The organism is Yoonia sp. (genome assembly GCF_014859355.1).
GTDB lineage: Bacteria > Pseudomonadota > Alphaproteobacteria > Rhodobacterales > Rhodobacteraceae > Yoonia.
Window position 1 is genome coordinate 1 of record NZ_JACUUJ010000034.1, and the last position, 15494, is coordinate 15494.

At 56.6% G+C, this 15494-nt stretch carries 24 protein-coding genes; 23 read left to right on the forward strand and 1 reads right to left on the reverse strand.

Annotation, left to right across the window (positions count from 1 at the left end):
- Window positions 1–507: 507 nt before the first annotated feature.
- Complete coding sequence (locus IBX59_RS11620; protein WP_296375681.1) at window positions 508–1128, reverse strand: TIGR02466 family protein; 621 nt, start codon at window positions 1126–1128, stop codon at window positions 508–510.
- Between the two features lie 209 nt (window positions 1129–1337).
- On the opposite strand from IBX59_RS11620, the gene rpmC reads away from it, so the two are divergent.
- From rpmC to IBX59_RS11735, 23 genes are all read left to right on the forward strand, one after another.
- Window positions 1338–1571, forward strand: a complete 234-nt coding sequence (rpmC, locus tag IBX59_RS11625) for a 50S ribosomal protein L29 (RefSeq protein WP_296375683.1) — start codon at window positions 1338–1340, stop codon at window positions 1569–1571.
- Between the two features lie 3 nt (window positions 1572–1574).
- The gene (rpsQ, locus tag IBX59_RS11630; protein ID WP_296375685.1) at window positions 1575–1805 is read left to right on the forward strand and encodes a 30S ribosomal protein S17; all 231 of its coding nucleotides are present in this window, start codon (window positions 1575–1577) and stop codon (window positions 1803–1805) included.
- Between the two features lie 79 nt (window positions 1806–1884).
- On the forward strand, window positions 1885–2253 hold the full coding sequence (gene rplN, locus IBX59_RS11635) for a 50S ribosomal protein L14 (protein WP_056038981.1): 369 nt from the start codon (window positions 1885–1887) through the stop codon (window positions 2251–2253).
- Window positions 2254–2255: 2 nt separating this feature from the next.
- A complete protein-coding gene (rplX, locus tag IBX59_RS11640; RefSeq protein WP_296375690.1) occupies window positions 2256–2561 on the forward strand; it encodes a 50S ribosomal protein L24 in 306 nt (101 codons plus the stop codon).
- Window positions 2561–3124, forward strand: a complete 564-nt coding sequence (gene rplE, locus IBX59_RS11645) for a 50S ribosomal protein L5 (protein WP_296375692.1) — start codon at window positions 2561–2563, stop codon at window positions 3122–3124. Before rplX ends, rplE begins: the two co-directional genes overlap by 1 nt.
- 19 nt (window positions 3125–3143) lie before the next feature.
- Window positions 3144–3449 (forward strand): 30S ribosomal protein S14, encoded by a 306-nt coding sequence (gene rpsN, locus IBX59_RS11650; RefSeq protein ID WP_296375695.1) that lies wholly within the window; start codon window positions 3144–3146, stop codon window positions 3447–3449.
- A 12-nt stretch (window positions 3450–3461) separates the two neighbouring features.
- Window positions 3462–3854 carry a 30S ribosomal protein S8 gene (gene rpsH, locus IBX59_RS11655; RefSeq protein ID WP_296375697.1) on the forward strand — a complete coding sequence of 131 codons (393 nt, stop codon included), beginning with the start codon at window positions 3462–3464 and terminating at the stop codon, window positions 3852–3854.
- Between the two features lie 9 nt (window positions 3855–3863).
- Window positions 3864–4397 carry a 50S ribosomal protein L6 gene (gene rplF, locus IBX59_RS11660; RefSeq protein ID WP_296375699.1) on the forward strand — a complete coding sequence of 178 codons (534 nt, stop codon included), beginning with the start codon at window positions 3864–3866 and terminating at the stop codon, window positions 4395–4397.
- 11 nt (window positions 4398–4408) lie between these two features.
- On the forward strand, window positions 4409–4774 hold the full coding sequence (gene rplR, locus IBX59_RS11665; protein ID WP_296375701.1) for a 50S ribosomal protein L18: 366 nt from the start codon (window positions 4409–4411) through the stop codon (window positions 4772–4774).
- Window positions 4775–4918: 144 nt separating this feature from the next.
- Window positions 4919–5488 carry a 30S ribosomal protein S5 gene (gene rpsE / locus IBX59_RS11670; protein WP_296375703.1) on the forward strand — a complete coding sequence of 190 codons (570 nt, stop codon included), beginning with the start codon at window positions 4919–4921 and terminating at the stop codon, window positions 5486–5488.
- 3 nt (window positions 5489–5491) lie between these two features.
- Window positions 5492–5680, forward strand: coding sequence for a 50S ribosomal protein L30 (gene rpmD, locus IBX59_RS11675; RefSeq protein WP_296375707.1), 189 nt, complete (start codon window positions 5492–5494; stop codon window positions 5678–5680).
- A gap of 266 nt (window positions 5681–5946) precedes the next feature.
- Window positions 5947–6420 carry a 50S ribosomal protein L15 gene (gene rplO, locus IBX59_RS11680; protein ID WP_296375709.1) on the forward strand — a complete coding sequence of 158 codons (474 nt, stop codon included), beginning with the start codon at window positions 5947–5949 and terminating at the stop codon, window positions 6418–6420.
- Between the two features lie 126 nt (window positions 6421–6546).
- Entirely contained in the window at window positions 6547–7887 is a 1341-nt protein-coding gene (gene secY / locus IBX59_RS11685) for a preprotein translocase subunit SecY (RefSeq protein WP_296375752.1), read from the forward strand.
- On the forward strand, window positions 7884–8528 hold the full coding sequence (locus IBX59_RS11690) for an adenylate kinase (protein WP_296375712.1): 645 nt from the start codon (window positions 7884–7886) through the stop codon (window positions 8526–8528). The genes secY and IBX59_RS11690 overlap by 4 nt, the downstream gene beginning before the upstream one ends.
- Before the next feature lie 258 nt (window positions 8529–8786).
- Window positions 8787–9155, forward strand: a complete 369-nt coding sequence (rpsM, locus tag IBX59_RS11695) for a 30S ribosomal protein S13 (RefSeq protein ID WP_296375714.1) — start codon at window positions 8787–8789, stop codon at window positions 9153–9155.
- Window positions 9156–9167: 12 nt separating this feature from the next.
- The gene (gene rpsK, locus IBX59_RS11700) at window positions 9168–9557 is read left to right on the forward strand and encodes a 30S ribosomal protein S11 (RefSeq protein ID WP_235227260.1); all 390 of its coding nucleotides are present in this window, start codon (window positions 9168–9170) and stop codon (window positions 9555–9557) included.
- A 109-nt stretch (window positions 9558–9666) separates the two neighbouring features.
- Entirely contained in the window at window positions 9667–10683 is a 1017-nt protein-coding gene (locus tag IBX59_RS11705) for a DNA-directed RNA polymerase subunit alpha (protein ID WP_296375719.1), read from the forward strand.
- 114 nt (window positions 10684–10797) lie between these two features.
- Window positions 10798–11217: a 50S ribosomal protein L17 gene (gene rplQ, locus IBX59_RS11710; RefSeq protein WP_296375721.1), complete on the forward strand. Its 420-nt coding sequence runs from the start codon at window positions 10798–10800 to the stop codon at window positions 11215–11217.
- Between the two features lie 81 nt (window positions 11218–11298).
- Window positions 11299–12609, forward strand: coding sequence for a replication-associated recombination protein A (locus tag IBX59_RS11715; protein WP_296375723.1), 1311 nt, complete (start codon window positions 11299–11301; stop codon window positions 12607–12609).
- Window positions 12610–12640: 31 nt separating this feature from the next.
- Window positions 12641–13000: a CrcB family protein gene (locus tag IBX59_RS11720; protein WP_296375726.1), complete on the forward strand. Its 360-nt coding sequence runs from the start codon at window positions 12641–12643 to the stop codon at window positions 12998–13000.
- Window positions 12997–14052 carry an RluA family pseudouridine synthase gene (locus IBX59_RS11725; RefSeq protein ID WP_296375727.1) on the forward strand — a complete coding sequence of 352 codons (1056 nt, stop codon included), beginning with the start codon at window positions 12997–12999 and terminating at the stop codon, window positions 14050–14052. Before IBX59_RS11720 ends, IBX59_RS11725 begins: the two co-directional genes overlap by 4 nt.
- Window positions 14045–14716 (forward strand): HAD-IA family hydrolase, encoded by a 672-nt coding sequence (locus IBX59_RS11730; protein ID WP_296375729.1) that lies wholly within the window; start codon window positions 14045–14047, stop codon window positions 14714–14716. The genes IBX59_RS11725 and IBX59_RS11730 overlap by 8 nt, the downstream gene beginning before the upstream one ends.
- On the forward strand, window positions 14713–15423 hold the full coding sequence (locus IBX59_RS11735; RefSeq protein WP_296375731.1) for an ATP12 family chaperone protein: 711 nt from the start codon (window positions 14713–14715) through the stop codon (window positions 15421–15423). The genes IBX59_RS11730 and IBX59_RS11735 overlap by 4 nt, the downstream gene beginning before the upstream one ends.
- The last annotated feature ends 71 nt before the right edge of the window (window positions 15424–15494 follow it).

Sequence of the window (15494 nt, forward strand, 5' to 3'; positions counted from 1 at the left end):
TTGCTGCGATGAAGCTGCCGATCAAGACACGGACCGTGGTTCGCGAAGACTGGTAGGTCGGGGTTAACCCCGACATACGCAAAATAAAAAATGCCCCCGTTGAGAAATCAGCGGGGGTTTATTTATCGCTGCCTTTTTCGCGCAACTCTGAATCGTAGGCGCGCCGTGCAACGGGTGCCATGGTTGCGTATGTGATTTTGTGTGTGCTGCAATATCCAGATTCAAGCCATTCGGCGAGTGTCTTTTGACCCTTGCTCGCATTGCATCCTCTGCAACATAAGGCAATGTTTTCGAAGGTTATAATTGAAGCATCATTTATGATATGTTCCCAGCTTGGGTGTGATCGTGGTGATCCAAGTTTACCACTGAATTCGGTGCGGCAATAAATACAGTTTAAGTCACGACGCCGAATTTGGCATTCAATATCCTTGGGAATAGCCCAACGGTTAGTCACTTAAGAAATCTCCTTGAAATTACTTTTCGATAAAAACAAGTATAATCGGCGCCTTACCCCCAACTATAATTAAAACTGACCGAAATCCGTTCGTCTTCTTCGGCCATGTTCATCGGCACCTCGTGGCGCAGCCAGCTTTCCCATAGCAGCACATCACCGACTTCTGGTTTCACATAGATGAACGTCCGCAATTCCTCGCGTGCATCTTTAACGCGGGTAGGGGCGGCCATCATCATGGGCAGGCGCGGGTCTTCCAGTTTGAGCGCGCTGGCGCCTTCGGGCATGGCGACATAGGTGGTGCCGCTGATCACCGAATGGGGGTGGATGTGGCTGGTGTGGATCCCGCCGGGGGGCAGGATGTTGATCCAGATATCTTCCAGTTTCAGGGCCTTGTCGCCCAGATCGAATTGCAAATCCTTGGCAAATTCGGCGATATGGGCATCAAGGACGCGGACCAGATCGGCAAAGATCGGAAACCGCCACGGCAGGTCGGTCAGCGACGCATAAGACGTATAGCCAGGATAGCCCTGCGTCTCGCACCAGTCTTGCCCGGCTTCATCATCGTCAGCGATCACAAGGCAGGATTTTTCCAGCTCAGTGGGGTCGATCGGGCCATGCGCCGAAAGCGGGGCGTGGTAAAGGCGGGTCGCGAAAAGGGATTTGATATTTGTCATAACCCTTTCATATCCGGCCCGACGATGGACGTATAGAGCAGATGCTAACGCTGTTTCGGCCGGGCCAAGTGAATAAAGCAACACTTTATCGCAAAGGGGTTGCGTTGTGGGGCAGGGGGGGCTAAACGGCGCACTTCTACACCCACTCCACCGGGAATCGGGTCACGCCTTTGTGCGGCCTGCCGGTGATGTTGACAAAGGAAAATGGCATGAACGCCAAGGAACTGCGGGAAAAAACGCCCGACCAGCTTCGTGATGAACTGGTGAACCTGAAAAAAGAAGCCTTTAACCTGCGTTTTCAGCAGGCCACTGGCCAGCTTGAAAACACTGCCGCCATGCGCGCCGCCCGCCGGAACGCCGCAAAGGTGAAAACAATTCTGAACGAAAAAGCAGCAGCCGCTGCGTCGGACGCTACGTCCGTCACCAAAGAAGTGGAGGCTTGATCCATGCCTAAGCGTATCCTGCAAGGGGTTGTGACAAGCAACCAGAACGCCCAGACTGTCACAGTTTCGGTCGAGCGTCGTTTCAAGCACCCGCTGCTTCAGAAAACCGTGCGTAAGTCCAAGAAATACCGCGCACATGACGAAAACAACACGTTCAACGTTGGTGATCAGGTCCGTATTCAGGAATGTGCACCAAAGTCGAAAACCAAACGCTGGGAAGTGATCGCCTCTTAGGGCGCGCGCAACCTGATCAACGAAACCCTGGGGCTCCGGTCGGAAATCGGAAATTCCCCAAAGGTCGGAAGGAAACCAAATGATCCAGATGCAGACCAATCTGGATGTTGCTGACAACAGCGGCGCACGCCGTGTTCAGTGCATCAAGGTTCTGGGTGGCTCTCATCGTCGTTACGCGAGTGTCGGTGACATTATCGTCGTATCGGTGAAAGAGGCTATTCCACGTGGTCGCGTAAAGAAAGGTGACGTCCGCAAGGCCGTCGTCGTGCGCACCGCCAAAGAAGTATTTCGTGAAGATGGCACGGCGATCCGTTTTGATCGCAACGCTGCCGTGATCCTGAACAACAACAACGAACCCGTTGGGACCCGTATTTTCGGGCCTGTTGTGCGTGAACTGCGCGCCAAGAACTTCATGAAAATCATCTCGCTTGCTCCGGAGGTGCTGTAATCATGGCTGCAAAACTCCGCAAAGGTGACAAGGTCATCGTGATGGCTGGCAAGGACAAGGGCAAGACCGGGGAAATTTCATCGGTTGATCCAAAGTCGGGCAAGGCCATCGTGAACGGCTTGAACATCGCGATCCGTCACGAAAAGCAATCCCAGTCCAGTCAGGGTGGCCGCACGCCAAAGGCGATGCCGATCGACCTGTCGAACCTGGCCATCGTTGATGCAAACGGCAAGGCAACCCGCGTCGGCTTTCGTATGGATGGCGACAACAAGGTGCGTTTCGCCAAGACAACAGGGGATGCAATCTGATGCTTGACGCTGCAAACTATACCCCCCGCCTGAAGGCCGCTTACACGGACAGCATTCGCGCTGCCCTGAAAGAGGAATTTGGCTATAAGAACGAGATGCAGATCCCGAAGCTGGACAAGATTGTCTTGAACATCGGCTGCGGCGCAGAAGCTGTTCGTGACAGCAAAAAAGCCAAATCCGCCCAAGAAGACCTGTCGACAATTGCAGGTCAGAAGGCTGTCACCACGAAAGCCAAGAAATCCATTGCGGGTTTCCGGGTCCGTGAAGACATGCCATTGGGTGCAAAGGTGACGCTGCGCGGCGACCGGATGTATGAATTCCTGGATCGTCTGATCACTGTCGCCATGCCACGTATCCGCGACTTTCGCGGCGTGTCCGGCAAATCCTTTGATGGTCGCGGCAACTATGCCACAGGCCTGAAGGAACACCTGGTGTTCCCCGAAATCAATTTTGATAAAATTGATGAAAACTGGGGCATGGACATCGTTATCTGCACCACAGCGAAGACCGACGCTGAAGCAAAGGCACTGTTGAAAGCGTTCAACATGCCTTTCAACAGCTAAGCGTCAGGGAGAGAGAGATATGGCTAAGAAATCCATGATCGAGCGCGAAAAGAAGCGCGAAAAGCTGGTGGCACAGTACGCTGAAAAGCGCGCCGCGCTAAAAGCGATCATCAACGACCAGGAAAAACCTGTGGAAGAGCGCTTTAAAGCGACTTTGAAACTGGCTGAACTGCCGCGCAATTCGTCCGCGACACGCCTGCACAACCGTTGCCAGCTCACCGGGCGTCCACACGCCTATTATCGCAAACTCAAGATCAGCCGGATCGCGCTGCGGGACCTTGGTTCCAATGGCGAAATCCCCGGTATGGTCAAGTCGAGCTGGTAAGGAGCATATGATATGAACGATCCTATCGGTGATATGCTGACACGTATTCGCAACGGCCAGATGCGTGGCAAGGCGTCGGTGGAAACACCTGCATCCAAGTTGCGCGCATGGGTGTTGGATGTGCTGGCTGACGAAGGCTACATTCGCGGTTATGAAAAGAAGGACGGCAAAGACGGCCACCCTGCTTTCAAGATCGAACTGAAGTATTACGAGGGCGCACCTGTCATTCGCGAAGTGAAACGGGTCTCGAAACCCGGTCGTCGCGTCTATATGGCCGCCAATGACCTCCCATCTGTCCGTCAGGGCTTGGGTGTGTCGATTGTCTCCACCCCGAAGGGTGTGATGTCGGATGCAAACGCACGGAACGCCAATGTTGGTGGTGAAGTGCTCTGCACTGTATTCTAAGGGGAAATCATGTCTCGTATTGGGAAAAAACCGGTTGAACTGCCCGCTGGCGTTACGGCCAGCGTGTCCGGCCAGACCGTTGAAGTGAAAGGCCCCAAGGGGACCCGGACCTTTAAAGCTACCGACGATGTGAACATCTCGGTTGACGGCAATGTCGTCACCATCACGCCACGCGGCAAATCCAAGCGCGCGCGCCAGCAGTGGGGCATGAGCCGCACGATGGTCGCAAACCTGGCCACGGGCGTTTCCGAAGGGTTCAAGAAAGAGCTTGAGCTGTCGGGTGTTGGTTATCGTGCGCAGATGCAGGGCGGCACTCTCAAGCTGTCGCTGGGTTATAGCCACGATGTGAATTTCGAAGTGCCAGAGGGTGTGACCGTCACATCGCCGAAGCAGACGGAAATCACTGTGGAAGGTATCGACGAGCAACTTGTGGGTCAGGTCGCGGCAAACATTCGGGAATGGCGCAAGCCCGAGCCGTATAAAGGCAAGGGTATCAAGTACAAAGGCGAATATATCTTCCGCAAAGAAGGTAAGAAGAAGTAAGGAACGCAAAAATGGCAAACAGCAAGAGACAACTGTTTCTGAAGCGCCGCATGCGCGTTCGGAACAAACTTCGCTCTGTGACGGCAAACCAAGGGCGCGTGCGCCTGTCGGTTCACCGTTCCAACAAGAACATCAGCGCCCAGCTGATCGACGACGTAAACGGAGTGACGCTCGCATCCGCTTCGTCGCTGGAAAAAGATCTGGGCGTGGTTGGCAAGAACAACATCGAAGCCGCGGCAAAGGTGGGGGCTGCAATTGCAGAACGCGCCAAGTCGGCTGGCGTCGAGGTTGCGTATTTCGACCGTGGTGGTTTCCTCTTTCACGGCAAGATCAAGGCTTTGGCCGAGGCTGCACGCGAAGGTGGCTTGAAAATATAAGGAGGGATGGGTGCAAGCACCCATCCTAACTCGCACCTGTAGGATGGGTGCTTGCACCCATTCTCGATGATCGCGGTTCGGCATCAGCCCCGGATACGGCGATTGGACAACGCCTTAGGGCACAAGTTATAAAGGACGCCATCCATGGCAGAACGTGAAAATCGCGGCCCACGCCGCAACCGTGAAGAACAGGCTCCCGAATTCGCTGACCGTCTGGTCGCGATCAACCGGGTGTCAAAGACCGTCAAGGGTGGTAAGCGCTTTGGCTTTGCAGCACTTGTCGTTGTCGGAGATCAGAAGGGCCGCGTCGGCTTTGGCAAAGGTAAGGCCAAAGAAGTCCCCGAGGCGATCCGCAAGGCCACCGAACAAGCCAAGCGCCAGATGATCCGCGTTGCCCTGCGTGACGGTCGGACCCTGCACCACGATATCGAAGGCCGCCATGGCGCGGGCCGCGTCGTGATGCGCACAGCCCCTGCCGGGACCGGGATCATCGCCGGTGGTCCAATGCGCGCCGTGTTCGAAATGCTTGGCGTGCAGGATGTGGTTTCCAAATCCATCGGTTCGCAGAACCCTTACAACATGATCCGCGCCACCATGAACGGCCTGCAAAAAGAGCAGTCACCGCGCAATGTGGCCCAGCGTCGGGGCAAAAAGGTTTCCGACATCCTGCCCAAGCGGGATGAGGCCCCTGCCCAAGTCACCGAGGAGGCTTAAACCATGGCAAAAACGATCGTCGTCAAGCAGATCGGTTCCCCGATCCGCCGCCCCGAAAAACAGCGCGCCACGCTGATTGGTCTGGGGCTGAACAAAATGCACCGCACACGCGAGCTGGAAGATACACCTTCTGTGCGCGGTATGGTCAACAGCATTCCCCACCTCGTCGAGATCATCGAAGAGCGCGGGTAAGCCTAAGGTATGGTGGATCACGATCCACCTTACATGATTTAAAACGCCCTCGGGAAACCGGGGGCGTTTTACATTTTTCGCATTACCCCGCCTTGAATCGCCTGCTGCTGCTCACTGTTTCATGCAAAGCGTGTTGCTTTCTTGACCTGCCCCCATACCCCGTCTATACGCCACCGGTCGGCATGTATTTGCACCGACTCAGACAGAAACGCCGTGTTTGGCCGCTCCCGTCGCTGGGGGCCAGTTCCGGCAAAAGGAGAAGCGACATGAAACTGAATGAACTTTCCGACAATCCAGGCGCCACCAAAGGCAAAAAACGCGTAGGCCGTGGTCCAGGATCCGGCAAAGGCAAGACCGGTGGCCGTGGTATCAAAGGGCAGAAATCGCGCTCGGGCGTGGCGATCAAAGGTTATGAAGGCGGGCAGATGCCGCTTTACCAGCGCCTTCCAAAGCGTGGTTTCAACAACATCAACCGTAAGACATTCGCCGTTGTGAACCTGGGCCTGATCCAGAAATTCATTGACGAAGGCAAGATCGACGCCAAGGCCGACATTACCGAAGACGCGCTAATCGCATCCGGTTTGGTGCGCCGCAAGAAAGACGGTATTCGTGTGCTGGCCAAGGGCGATTTCACGGCCAAGGCCAACATCACGGTTACAGGTGCATCCAAGGGCGCGGTAGAGGCGGTGGCCAAAGCTGGCGGCGCACTGAACGTCACATCCCCGGCAGTGGCAGAGTAAGACCTTGTGAGCGGCGCAACCGTCGCTTACAACCACACTCAAGTTTTCCCAAACGCCGCTGACCGGGGAACCGCTCGGCGGCGTTTTTTATAAAAAGAGACCCTTATGGCTTCTGCAGCAGAGCAAATGGCAGCCAACGTCAGTTGGAGCGCCTTCGGCAAAGCAACTGAATTGCGCCAGCGCATTCTATTTACGATCGGTCTTCTGATGATTTATCGTCTGGGGACGTTCATTCCGGTGCCCGGCATTGATGGTGTTGCTTTGCAGCAGTTCATGGATGAAGCCGCCTCTGGTATTGGCGGCATCCTGTCGATGTTCACTGGTGGCGCGCTGTCGCGGATGGCGATTTTCACGCTGGGGATCATGCCGTATATTTCGGCGTCGATTGTGATGCAGTTGCTAGGCGCCATGTGGGAGCCGCTGAAAAACCTCAAGAAAGAGGGTGAAGCCGGGCGACGCAAACTGAACCAATACACCCGTTACGGGACTGTGGTGCTGGCTACGGCGCAGGCTTACGGCCTTGCTGTGAGCCTGGAGGCCGGTGGCCTGGCATCTGATCCGGGTTTCTTTTTCCGCGCATCCTGCGTGATCACGATTGTCGGCGGCACCATGTTCCTGATGTGGCTGGGCGAGCAGATCACTGCGCGCGGCATCGGTAACGGGATTTCATTGATCATCTTTGTCGGGATTATTGCTGAAATTCCTGCCGCGATGGCGCAATTCCTTTCCCAAGGACGGTCTGGCGCGATCAGCCCGCTGGTGATCGTCGGTATCTTGCTGATGGTAGCGGCCGTGCTGACTTTCGTTGTGTTCATGGAACGCAGTCTGCGCAAGATTCACATTCAATATCCGCGTCAGCAGCGTGGTATGAAGATCTATGACGGTTCCAGCAGCCACTTGCCAATCAAGGTAAACCCGGCGGGTGTGATACCTGCCATCTTTGCCTCGGCCTTGTTGTTGCTGCCGACAACCATCAGCACCTTCAGCGGCGGCACATCTGGCCCCTTCATGTCTACGGTCTTGGCTTTGTTTGGTCCCGGCCAACCGCTTTACCTTATCTTCTTTGGCGGCATGATCGTCTTTTTCACATATTTTTATACCCGTGAAGTCGCCTTCAAGACCGAAGATGTGGCCGAGAACCTGAAAAATCAGAACGGTTTCGTCCCAGGGATCCGCCCCGGTAAGAAAACCCAGGAATACCTTGACTATGTTGTCACGCGTATTCTGGTGCTCGGGTCTGGCTATCTAGCGCTGGTTGCTCTTTTGCCGGAAATTATCCGAGCTGAACTGTCCATTCCGTTCTACTTTGGCGGGACATCCGTGCTGATCATCGTATCTGTCGGGATGGACACGATCCAACAGATCCAATCGCATTTGGTTGCGCACCAGTATGAAGGTTTGATCGAAAAGTCGCAGCTGCGCGGAAAGCGGAGCGGAGCAAAACGCAAAGGACCGTCGCGTCGATGAATATCATACTTTTGGGACCGCCAGGTGCGGGCAAAGGAACACAGGCACGCAAGCTGGTGGAAGAACGCGACATGGTGCAACTAAGCACCGGAGACATGTTGCGCGCGGCACGGACCAGTGGCACTGAAATGGGCAAACGCGTTGCCGCTGTTATGGATCGCGGCGAACTGGTCACCGATGAAATTGTGATCGGCCTGATCCGCGAACAGCTGGAAAGCAACGGCTCTGCTGGCGGTTATATCTTTGACGGTTTCCCCCGGACACTGGCGCAGGCTGATGCTTTGGGAGAGCTTTTGCGCGATATGGGTGAAAACCTTGACCATGTGATCGAAATGCAGGTCGATGACCAAGCGCTCGTTGCGCGGATTACGGCGCGTTCGACCTGTGGCAGCTGTGGCGAGGTTTTTAACGACATCACCAAGCCAATTCCTGCTGACGGTAAATGCAGCAAATGTGGCGGCTCTGATTTCCAGCGCCGCGCTGATGACAACGAGGAAAGCCTGCGCACCCGTCTGTTGGCCTATTACAAGCAGACCAGCCCGCTTATCGGATATTATCACGCCAAGGGTGATCTGGTGTCGGTCGATGGCTTGGGCGGCATGGACGAGGTTGCTGACAGTATCGCCAAAGCTTTGGCCTGAAACGCGGCATTTCCAGCAATTTGAAACGCTGCAAAGGATTTTCAAGAAAATCCTTTGCAAACCTCAGCTGCGCTTGACCATTGTGTCAATGCCCCCTAAACAACGCCATCCCGAAAGGGAATCGCTGTTGGTTGCGGGGTCGCACCTCGAAATGACAGAATACCTCTAGATGACAAAAGCCCGCGCTTTTCTAGCCGGGCTTGCGTTGTGAAAAAAGGGTCTGGAACGACGGACCCGCAACGAAAAGGAATAACAAACGTGGCACGTATCGCCGGCGTCAACATACCCACTGGAAAGCGGGTTCCAATCGCCCTGACCTATATTACCGGAATTGGCAGCGCCAAAGCCGAGGAAATCTGCGAAGCCGTCAAAATTGATCGCGCACGCCGTGTGAACCAGCTGTCTGACGCAGAGGTTCTGGCAATTCGGGAATACATTGACGCAAACCTGACCGTCGAAGGCGACCTGCGCCGTGAAACGCAGATGAACATCAAGCGCCTGATGGACCTTGGCTGTTATCGCGGTCTGCGCCATCGCCGGAACCTTCCGGTTCGCGGCCAGCGGACACACACCAACGCACGCACACGCAAGGGCCCTGCAAAGGCCATTGCCGGCAAGAAGAAATAAGGAGGCTGACCAATGGCTCGCGATCCAAAACGCACCAAAAAGAAAGTCTCCAAGAACATCGCCGCTGGCGTTGCTCATGTGAACTCTTCTTTCAACAACACTAAAATTCTGATTTCTGACGTGCAGGGCAATGCGATTGCATGGTCTTCTGCTGGCACGATGGGTTTCAAGGGTTCGCGCAAGTCGACACCCTATGCTGCCCAGATGGCTGCGGAAGATGCAGGCAAAAAGGCACAGGATCATGGCGTCAAGACGCTGGAAGTCGAAGTGCAAGGGCCCGGTTCCGGCCGTGAAAGTGCGCTGCGCGCGCTGGCTGCTGTCGGCTTTAACATCACGTCGATTCGTGACGTGACGCCAATGGCCCACAATGGCTGCCGCCCGCCAAAGCGTCGTCGCGTCTGATTTTCAACCAAACGTCTTGGGGTCGCGCAGTTTTGCACGGCCCCAATCCGTCATTTTAACCTCGGGCGTTTGCTTTTTGGACATGAAGGCAAACAAGAATGGAGGGACCATGATCCACAAGAATTGGGCTGAGTTGATCAAGCCGACACAATTGGAAGTCAGGCCGGGAAACGATCCGGCGCGTCAGGCAACGGTTATTGCAGAACCACTCGAGCGGGGCTTTGGCCTGACAATTGGTAACGCGTTGCGCCGCATCCTGATGTCGTCGCTCCAAGGTGCTGCTGTCACGGCTGTTCAGATCGACAACGTGCTGCACGAATTTTCGTCAGTTCCGGGCGTGCGCGAAGATGTGACCGATATCGTGTTGAACCTCAAGGGCGTGGCGATCCGTATGGAAGTTGACGGACCAAAGCGTTTGGCGCTGCAAGCCAAAGGCCCGGGCGTCGTAACGGCGGGGGATATTTCCGAAACAGCCGGGATCGAGGTTTTGAACAAGGAACATGTGATCTGTCACCTTGATGATGGCGCAGACCTTTACATGGAACTGACGGTGAACACTGGCAAAGGCTATGTTGCGGCTGACAAGAACAAGCCCGAGGATGCACCGATTGGCATGATCGCCATCGACGCCATCTATTCGCCTGTCAAGAAGGTGTCCTATGACGTGCAGCCGACCCGCGAAGGTCAGGTGCTGGATTATGACAAGCTGACCATGAAGGTTGAAACCGACGGATCGCTGACGCCTGATGATGCGGTGGCCTATGCCGCACGTATTCTGCAGGATCAGCTGTCGATCTTCGTGAACTTCGACGAACCCGAAAGCGCGACCGCCGGTGCAGATGACGACGGGCTGGAATTCAACCCGCTGCTGCTGAAAAAGGTGGACGAGCTGGAATTGTCTGTGCGTTCGGCAAACTGTCTCAAGAACGACAACATCGTTTATATCGGCGATCTGATTCAGAAGACCGAGGCAGAAATGCTGCGCACTCCGAACTTTGGCCGCAAGTCCCTGAATGAAATCAAGGAAGTGCTGTCAGGCATGGGGCTGCATCTTGGCATGGACGTCGAAGATTGGCCGCCGGACAACATCGAAGATCTGGCGAAAAAGTTCGAAGACCAGTTCTAAAGACGTAGGGTGGGTTCAAACCCACCTTACCCGACCCCGGGCAATTCCGCCCCAATAATACGGCTGGCACGCATCAGACCGTTGGACAAAGTATAAAACCGTAGGAGACATTAAATGCGTCACGCAAGAGGTTACCGCCGCCTGAACCGCACACACGAGCACCGCAAGGCGCTGTTTGCGAACATGGCAGGCTCGCTCATTGAACATGAGCAGATCAAGACAACACTGCCCAAGGCCAAGGAATTGCGCCGCGTGGTGGAAAAGCTGGTCACGCTGGCAAAGCGCGGCGATCTGCACGCCCGCCGTCAGGCCAATGCCCAGCTGAAGCAGGACATGCACACAGCCAAGCTGTTCGAAATCCTTGGCCCCCGCTACAAGGACCGTCAGGGTGGTTACATCCGCATCATGAAGGCCGGTTTCCGTTATGGCGACATGGCACCGATGGCGATCATCGAATTCGTTGACCGCGATGTGGATGCCAAAGGTGCCGCCGACAAGGCGCGTTTGGCTGAATTCGAAGCGCTGGAAGATTAAAGCGCATCGCAAGTCTGGTTTTGAAGGCCCCGCTCATGCAGCGGGGCTTTCGCTTTTTGACTTAAGGCATATGTTTCTACCATGGTCGATCTGTTTGACAACTCATCACCACATGCCCCGGCAGGCCCCCGTCCGCTGGCTGACCGGCTGCGCCCAGCCAAACTGGCTGATGTGATCGGGCAGGAACAGGTGCTTGGCGAGGATGCGCCGCTGGGCACGATGCTGGCGTCAGGGTCTTTGTCATCTCTGATATTCTGGGGCCCGCCTGGTGTGGGCAAAACAACGATTGCCCGCCTGCTGGCCGATGAAACCGACCTGCACTTCGTGCAGATCAGCGCAATTTTTACCGGTGTGCCGGAATTGCGCAAAGTGTTCGAGGCGGCCAGGATACGCCGCCAGAACGGCAAGGGCACGTTGCTGTTTGTTGATGAAATCCACCGTTTCAACAAGGCGCAACAGGACGGGTTCCTGCCCTATATGGAAGACGGGACGATCCTGCTGGTGGGTGCGACCACCGAAAACCCCAGTTTCGAATTGAACGCCGCCGTTCTGAGCCGGTCACAGGTGCTGATCCTGAAGCGGCTCGATCAGGCTGATCTGGAACGTCTTGCGCAGCGTGCAGAACGCGAACTGACCCGCGCCCTGCCACTGGACGGGCCTGCGCGTGATGCGCTGTTGGACATGGCCGATGGCGACGGGCGCGCCTTGTTGAACCTGATCGAACAGATCATGGCGTGGAAACCGGCGGGTAAGCTGACGCGTGATGATCTGACCAAACGCCTGATGAAACGGGCGGTGAAATACGACAAATCCGGCGATGAACATTATAATCTGATTTCGGCATTGCATAAATCGGTGCGCGGGTCTGACCCCGACGCCGCCCTTTACTGGTTCGCGCGAATGCTGGCGGGGGGCGAAGACCCGCGCTATCTGGCCCGCCGCATCACGCGGATGGCGGTCGAGGATATCGGCCTTGCCGACCCGCAGGCACAGGCGGTTTGCCTGCAATCATGGGAAACCTATGAACGGCTGGGTAGCCCCGAGGGCGAATTGGCGCTGGCGCAGGCGGTGACCTATCTGGCGCTCGCGCCTAAATCCAACGCGGCCTATGTGGCCTATAAGGCGGCAGTTGCGGCGGCGAAACAGACCGGATCAGAACCACCGCCCGCGCATATCCTGAACGCGCCCACCAAGTTGATGAAGGAACAGGGGTTTGGCGCGGGCTATGCCTATGACCATGACGCAGAGGATGGGTTCAGCGGGCAAAACTATTTCCCCGAAAACATGAAACGCGGTGTTTATTATCTGCCCGTTGACCGTGGCTTTGAACGCGACTTGAAAAGGCGGGTCGATTTCTTTGCCGGTTTGCGTGCGAAACGGGGCAAGAATTGACAAGGTTGAAACGAACAGCCAAGGGACACACATGGTGATACCTGTGATCTTTGTCGCCTTGGGCGGTGCGTTTGGCGCTGTGCTGCGGTATGTTGTCGGGCTGGGCGTGGCGTTTCCGTTCGGCACGCTTGCGGTTAATGTCATCGGGTCGTTTCTGATCGGGGTGGCTTGGGTGCTGCTGTCGGCGCGCGGCTTGCAACATTGGGCACCCTTTATCCTGACCGGGGTTCTGGGCGGCTTTACAACATTTTCCGCCTTTTCGCTGGATGCCCTGCGTCTGGTCGAGGCAGAGCGGATCACGGCGGCGGGCGGCTATGTGCTGGCGTCGGTCATCTTATCACTCGGGGCCTGTTTTGTCGGGCTTTGGGTCGCAAAAGGAATAATTACATGAGCGGTGTGCAAACACGCATCATTGGCCCCGACGATGGCGACCAGCGGCTTGATCGCTATCTGCGCCGTCTGTTCCCGCATCTGACGCAGGGTCGGATCGAAAAGATGTGCCGCAAGGGCGAGGTGCGCGTTGATGGCGGGCGGGTGAAAACCGCAACCCGGTTAGAGGTTGGCCAGAAAATCCGCATCCCGCCGTTACCAACCGAGGAAGAGGCGGCAGCGGCGGCTTTCATGCTGAAATCTGGCGTGACCAAGGCGGATGCCAAGCTGATTCAGTCCTGCGTGATTTACCGCGACGATCATATCATCGCGATCAACAAGCCCCCCGGGCTGGCCACGCAGGGCGGGTCGAAAACCACCCGTCATGTCGATGGCATGGCCGAGGCGCTGACCTTTGGTTATGACGAAAAGCCACGGCTGGTGCACCGATTGGACAAGGACACGTCGGGCGTGCTGCTGTTGGCGCGGACGCGGATGATGGCCAAGCAGTTGACCGAGAACCTGAAACACCGCGAAACCCGCAAGATTTACTGGGCCGCTGTCGCCGGTGTGCCGCATCCGCGTGCCGGCACGATCAAATACGGGCTGGTCAAGGCCCCCGGTCACGGCAGGGGCGGCGAGAATGAAAAGATGCGCTGCGTGCATCCCAATGACATCGCCAGCACCGAAGGTGCAAAGCGCGCGACGACCGATTATGCAGTCATGGATACGCTGGCCAGTCGCGCGGCGTGGTGTGCCTTGGTGCCGATCACCGGCCGCACCCACCAATTGCGCGCCCACATGGCCGAAATCGGGCATCCGGTGATCGGCGATGGCAAATATGGCGGGTCGGGGCAGGAAAATCTTGGCGATGGCTGGGGTGCAAGCATGGGCGGCGAAATCAGCCGCAAGCTGCACCTGCACGCGCGGTCCCTCACGATTGAACACCCGGTCACCGGGGCGACGCTGCATATTACTGCGCCCTTGCCAGAGCATATGCAGAAAACATGGGATTATGTGGGGTGGGTTGTGGGCCATGCGCCTGTTGACCCTTTCAATATGCCGGATGAATGATTTGCGCCTTGTGATCTTTGACGTGGATGGCACGTTGGTGGACAGCCAGACCGAAATTCTGGCGGCCATGACGATGGCGTATGATGCCAACGGTCTTGGTGCGCCCGATCCGGCGGCGGTGCTGTCGATCGTGGGTTTGTCGCTGGACGAGGCCTTTGCCCGGCTTTGCCCCGATGTGGCCGACCGCCGCCCGCTGGTGCAGGCTTACAAGGATGCCTATGTCGATCTGCGTGGCGCGGACGGGCAGGGTGAACGGAGCCTGCTGTTTCCTGGTGCGCGCGATGCGCTGGATAGGCTGGCAGGGCAGGACAATACGTTGCTGGCCATCGCAACGGGCAAGTCCCGGCGCGGCCTGGACAAGGTGCTGGAAAAGCACGGGTTGCGCGGCATGTTCCACAGCGAACAGGTGGCGGATCATCACCCGTCGAAACCGAACCCTTCGATGATCTTGACCGCCTTGAACGAAACCGGCGTCAGCGCGCGCCAGGCGGTGATGCTGGGCGATACGACCTATGACATGGACATGGGCCGCGCGGCGGGGGTGCGTACGATCGGGGTCAGTTGGGGGTATCATGCAGCGGAAACCCTGCGCCCCGATATCTTGATCCATGATTTTGCGGCACTGGCGGCGGCTGTTGACCAACTTACAGGACCAGACAGATGAGCGATTGGAAACCGAAACGTTTCTGGAAACAGGCCGACGTGGTTGTTTGCGATGGCGGCTATACGGTGAATCTGGACGGGCGGCCCGTGCGCACACCGGCCAAGGCAGGTTTGATCGTGCCGACGCATGACCTGGCAGCGGCCATTGCCCAAGAATGGGACGCGCAAGCCGGTTTGGTCGATCCGCGCACCATGCCGCTGACCCGCGGCGCAAACGCCGCCATCGACAAGGTGCGCACCCAGCGCCCCGAGGTGATCGCCTTGCTGGCAGAATACGGCGATAGTGACCTTTTGTGTTATCGCGCGGTAGGACCGGAACAGTTGATCGCACAGCAGGCAGCGGGCTGGGATCCGGTTCTGGAATGGGCGGCAGAAGCGCTTGGCGCACGGCTGAACATTGGCGCGGGCGTCATGCATGTGACCCAAGACCCAATGGCGCTGGCCAGTTTGCGCGATGCATTGCATGAATTTGACGATTTCGCCCTGGCTGCGGTGCATGACCTGATCGCCATTTCAGGGTCACTGGTTCTGGCGCTGGCCGTCACGCGCGCGGCCCTTCCGCCCGAGGAAGCATGGTTGAAATCGCGGGTTGATGAACATTGGCAAGTGTCCCAATGGGGCGAAGATGAAGAAGCTGTTGCCGCCGAATTGATCAAACGTGCTGCATTTCTGGACGCTGCACGCTTTTACCGCCTGTCCCTACCTTAAGGTAAATGGCCTGTTTTTTGTCTTAAAAAAGTGACTTTGCCCTTTTATGGGTCATTTGCCATTTCTTTTGT

What these genes read in the sequence shown, in the direction of transcription:
- rplO (WP_296375709.1), top strand. Translation starts at nt 5,947, where the DNA reads ATGAAACTGAATGAACTTTCCGACAATCCAGGCGCCACCAAAGGCAAA.
- rplE (WP_296375692.1), top strand. Translation starts at nt 2,561, where the DNA reads ATGCTTGACGCTGCAAACTATACCCCCCGCCTGAAGGCCGCTTACACG.
- secY (WP_296375752.1), top strand. Translation starts at nt 6,547, where the DNA reads ATGGCAGCCAACGTCAGTTGGAGCGCCTTCGGCAAAGCAACTGAATTG.
- rplR (WP_296375701.1), top strand. Translation starts at nt 4,409, where the DNA reads ATGGCAAACAGCAAGAGACAACTGTTTCTGAAGCGCCGCATGCGCGTT.
- rpsH (WP_296375697.1), top strand. Translation starts at nt 3,462, where the DNA reads ATGAACGATCCTATCGGTGATATGCTGACACGTATTCGCAACGGCCAG.
- IBX59_RS11705 (WP_296375719.1), top strand. Translation starts at nt 9,667, where the DNA reads ATGATCCACAAGAATTGGGCTGAGTTGATCAAGCCGACACAATTGGAA.
- IBX59_RS11725 (WP_296375727.1), top strand. Translation starts at nt 12,997, where the DNA reads ATGAGCGGTGTGCAAACACGCATCATTGGCCCCGACGATGGCGACCAG.
- IBX59_RS11690 (WP_296375712.1), top strand. Translation starts at nt 7,884, where the DNA reads ATGAATATCATACTTTTGGGACCGCCAGGTGCGGGCAAAGGAACACAG.
- rplQ (WP_296375721.1), top strand. Translation starts at nt 10,798, where the DNA reads ATGCGTCACGCAAGAGGTTACCGCCGCCTGAACCGCACACACGAGCAC.
- rpsN (WP_296375695.1), top strand. Translation starts at nt 3,144, where the DNA reads ATGGCTAAGAAATCCATGATCGAGCGCGAAAAGAAGCGCGAAAAGCTG.
- rpsQ (WP_296375685.1), top strand. Translation starts at nt 1,575, where the DNA reads ATGCCTAAGCGTATCCTGCAAGGGGTTGTGACAAGCAACCAGAACGCC.
- rpmD (WP_296375707.1), top strand. Translation starts at nt 5,492, where the DNA reads ATGGCAAAAACGATCGTCGTCAAGCAGATCGGTTCCCCGATCCGCCGC.
- rpsE (WP_296375703.1), top strand. Translation starts at nt 4,919, where the DNA reads ATGGCAGAACGTGAAAATCGCGGCCCACGCCGCAACCGTGAAGAACAG.
- IBX59_RS11735 (WP_296375731.1), top strand. Translation starts at nt 14,713, where the DNA reads ATGAGCGATTGGAAACCGAAACGTTTCTGGAAACAGGCCGACGTGGTT.
- rpsK (WP_235227260.1), top strand. Translation starts at nt 9,168, where the DNA reads ATGGCTCGCGATCCAAAACGCACCAAAAAGAAAGTCTCCAAGAACATC.
- IBX59_RS11720 (WP_296375726.1), top strand. Translation starts at nt 12,641, where the DNA reads ATGGTGATACCTGTGATCTTTGTCGCCTTGGGCGGTGCGTTTGGCGCT.
- rpmC (WP_296375683.1), top strand. Translation starts at nt 1,338, where the DNA reads ATGAACGCCAAGGAACTGCGGGAAAAAACGCCCGACCAGCTTCGTGAT.
- IBX59_RS11715 (WP_296375723.1), top strand. Translation starts at nt 11,299, where the DNA reads ATGGTCGATCTGTTTGACAACTCATCACCACATGCCCCGGCAGGCCCC.
- rplX (WP_296375690.1), top strand. Translation starts at nt 2,256, where the DNA reads ATGGCTGCAAAACTCCGCAAAGGTGACAAGGTCATCGTGATGGCTGGC.
- IBX59_RS11730 (WP_296375729.1), top strand. Translation starts at nt 14,045, where the DNA reads ATGAATGATTTGCGCCTTGTGATCTTTGACGTGGATGGCACGTTGGTG.
- IBX59_RS11620 (WP_296375681.1), bottom strand. Translation starts at nt 1,128, where the DNA reads ATGACAAATATCAAATCCCTTTTCGCGACCCGCCTTTACCACGCCCCG.
- rplF (WP_296375699.1), top strand. Translation starts at nt 3,864, where the DNA reads ATGTCTCGTATTGGGAAAAAACCGGTTGAACTGCCCGCTGGCGTTACG.
- rplN (WP_056038981.1), top strand. Translation starts at nt 1,885, where the DNA reads ATGATCCAGATGCAGACCAATCTGGATGTTGCTGACAACAGCGGCGCA.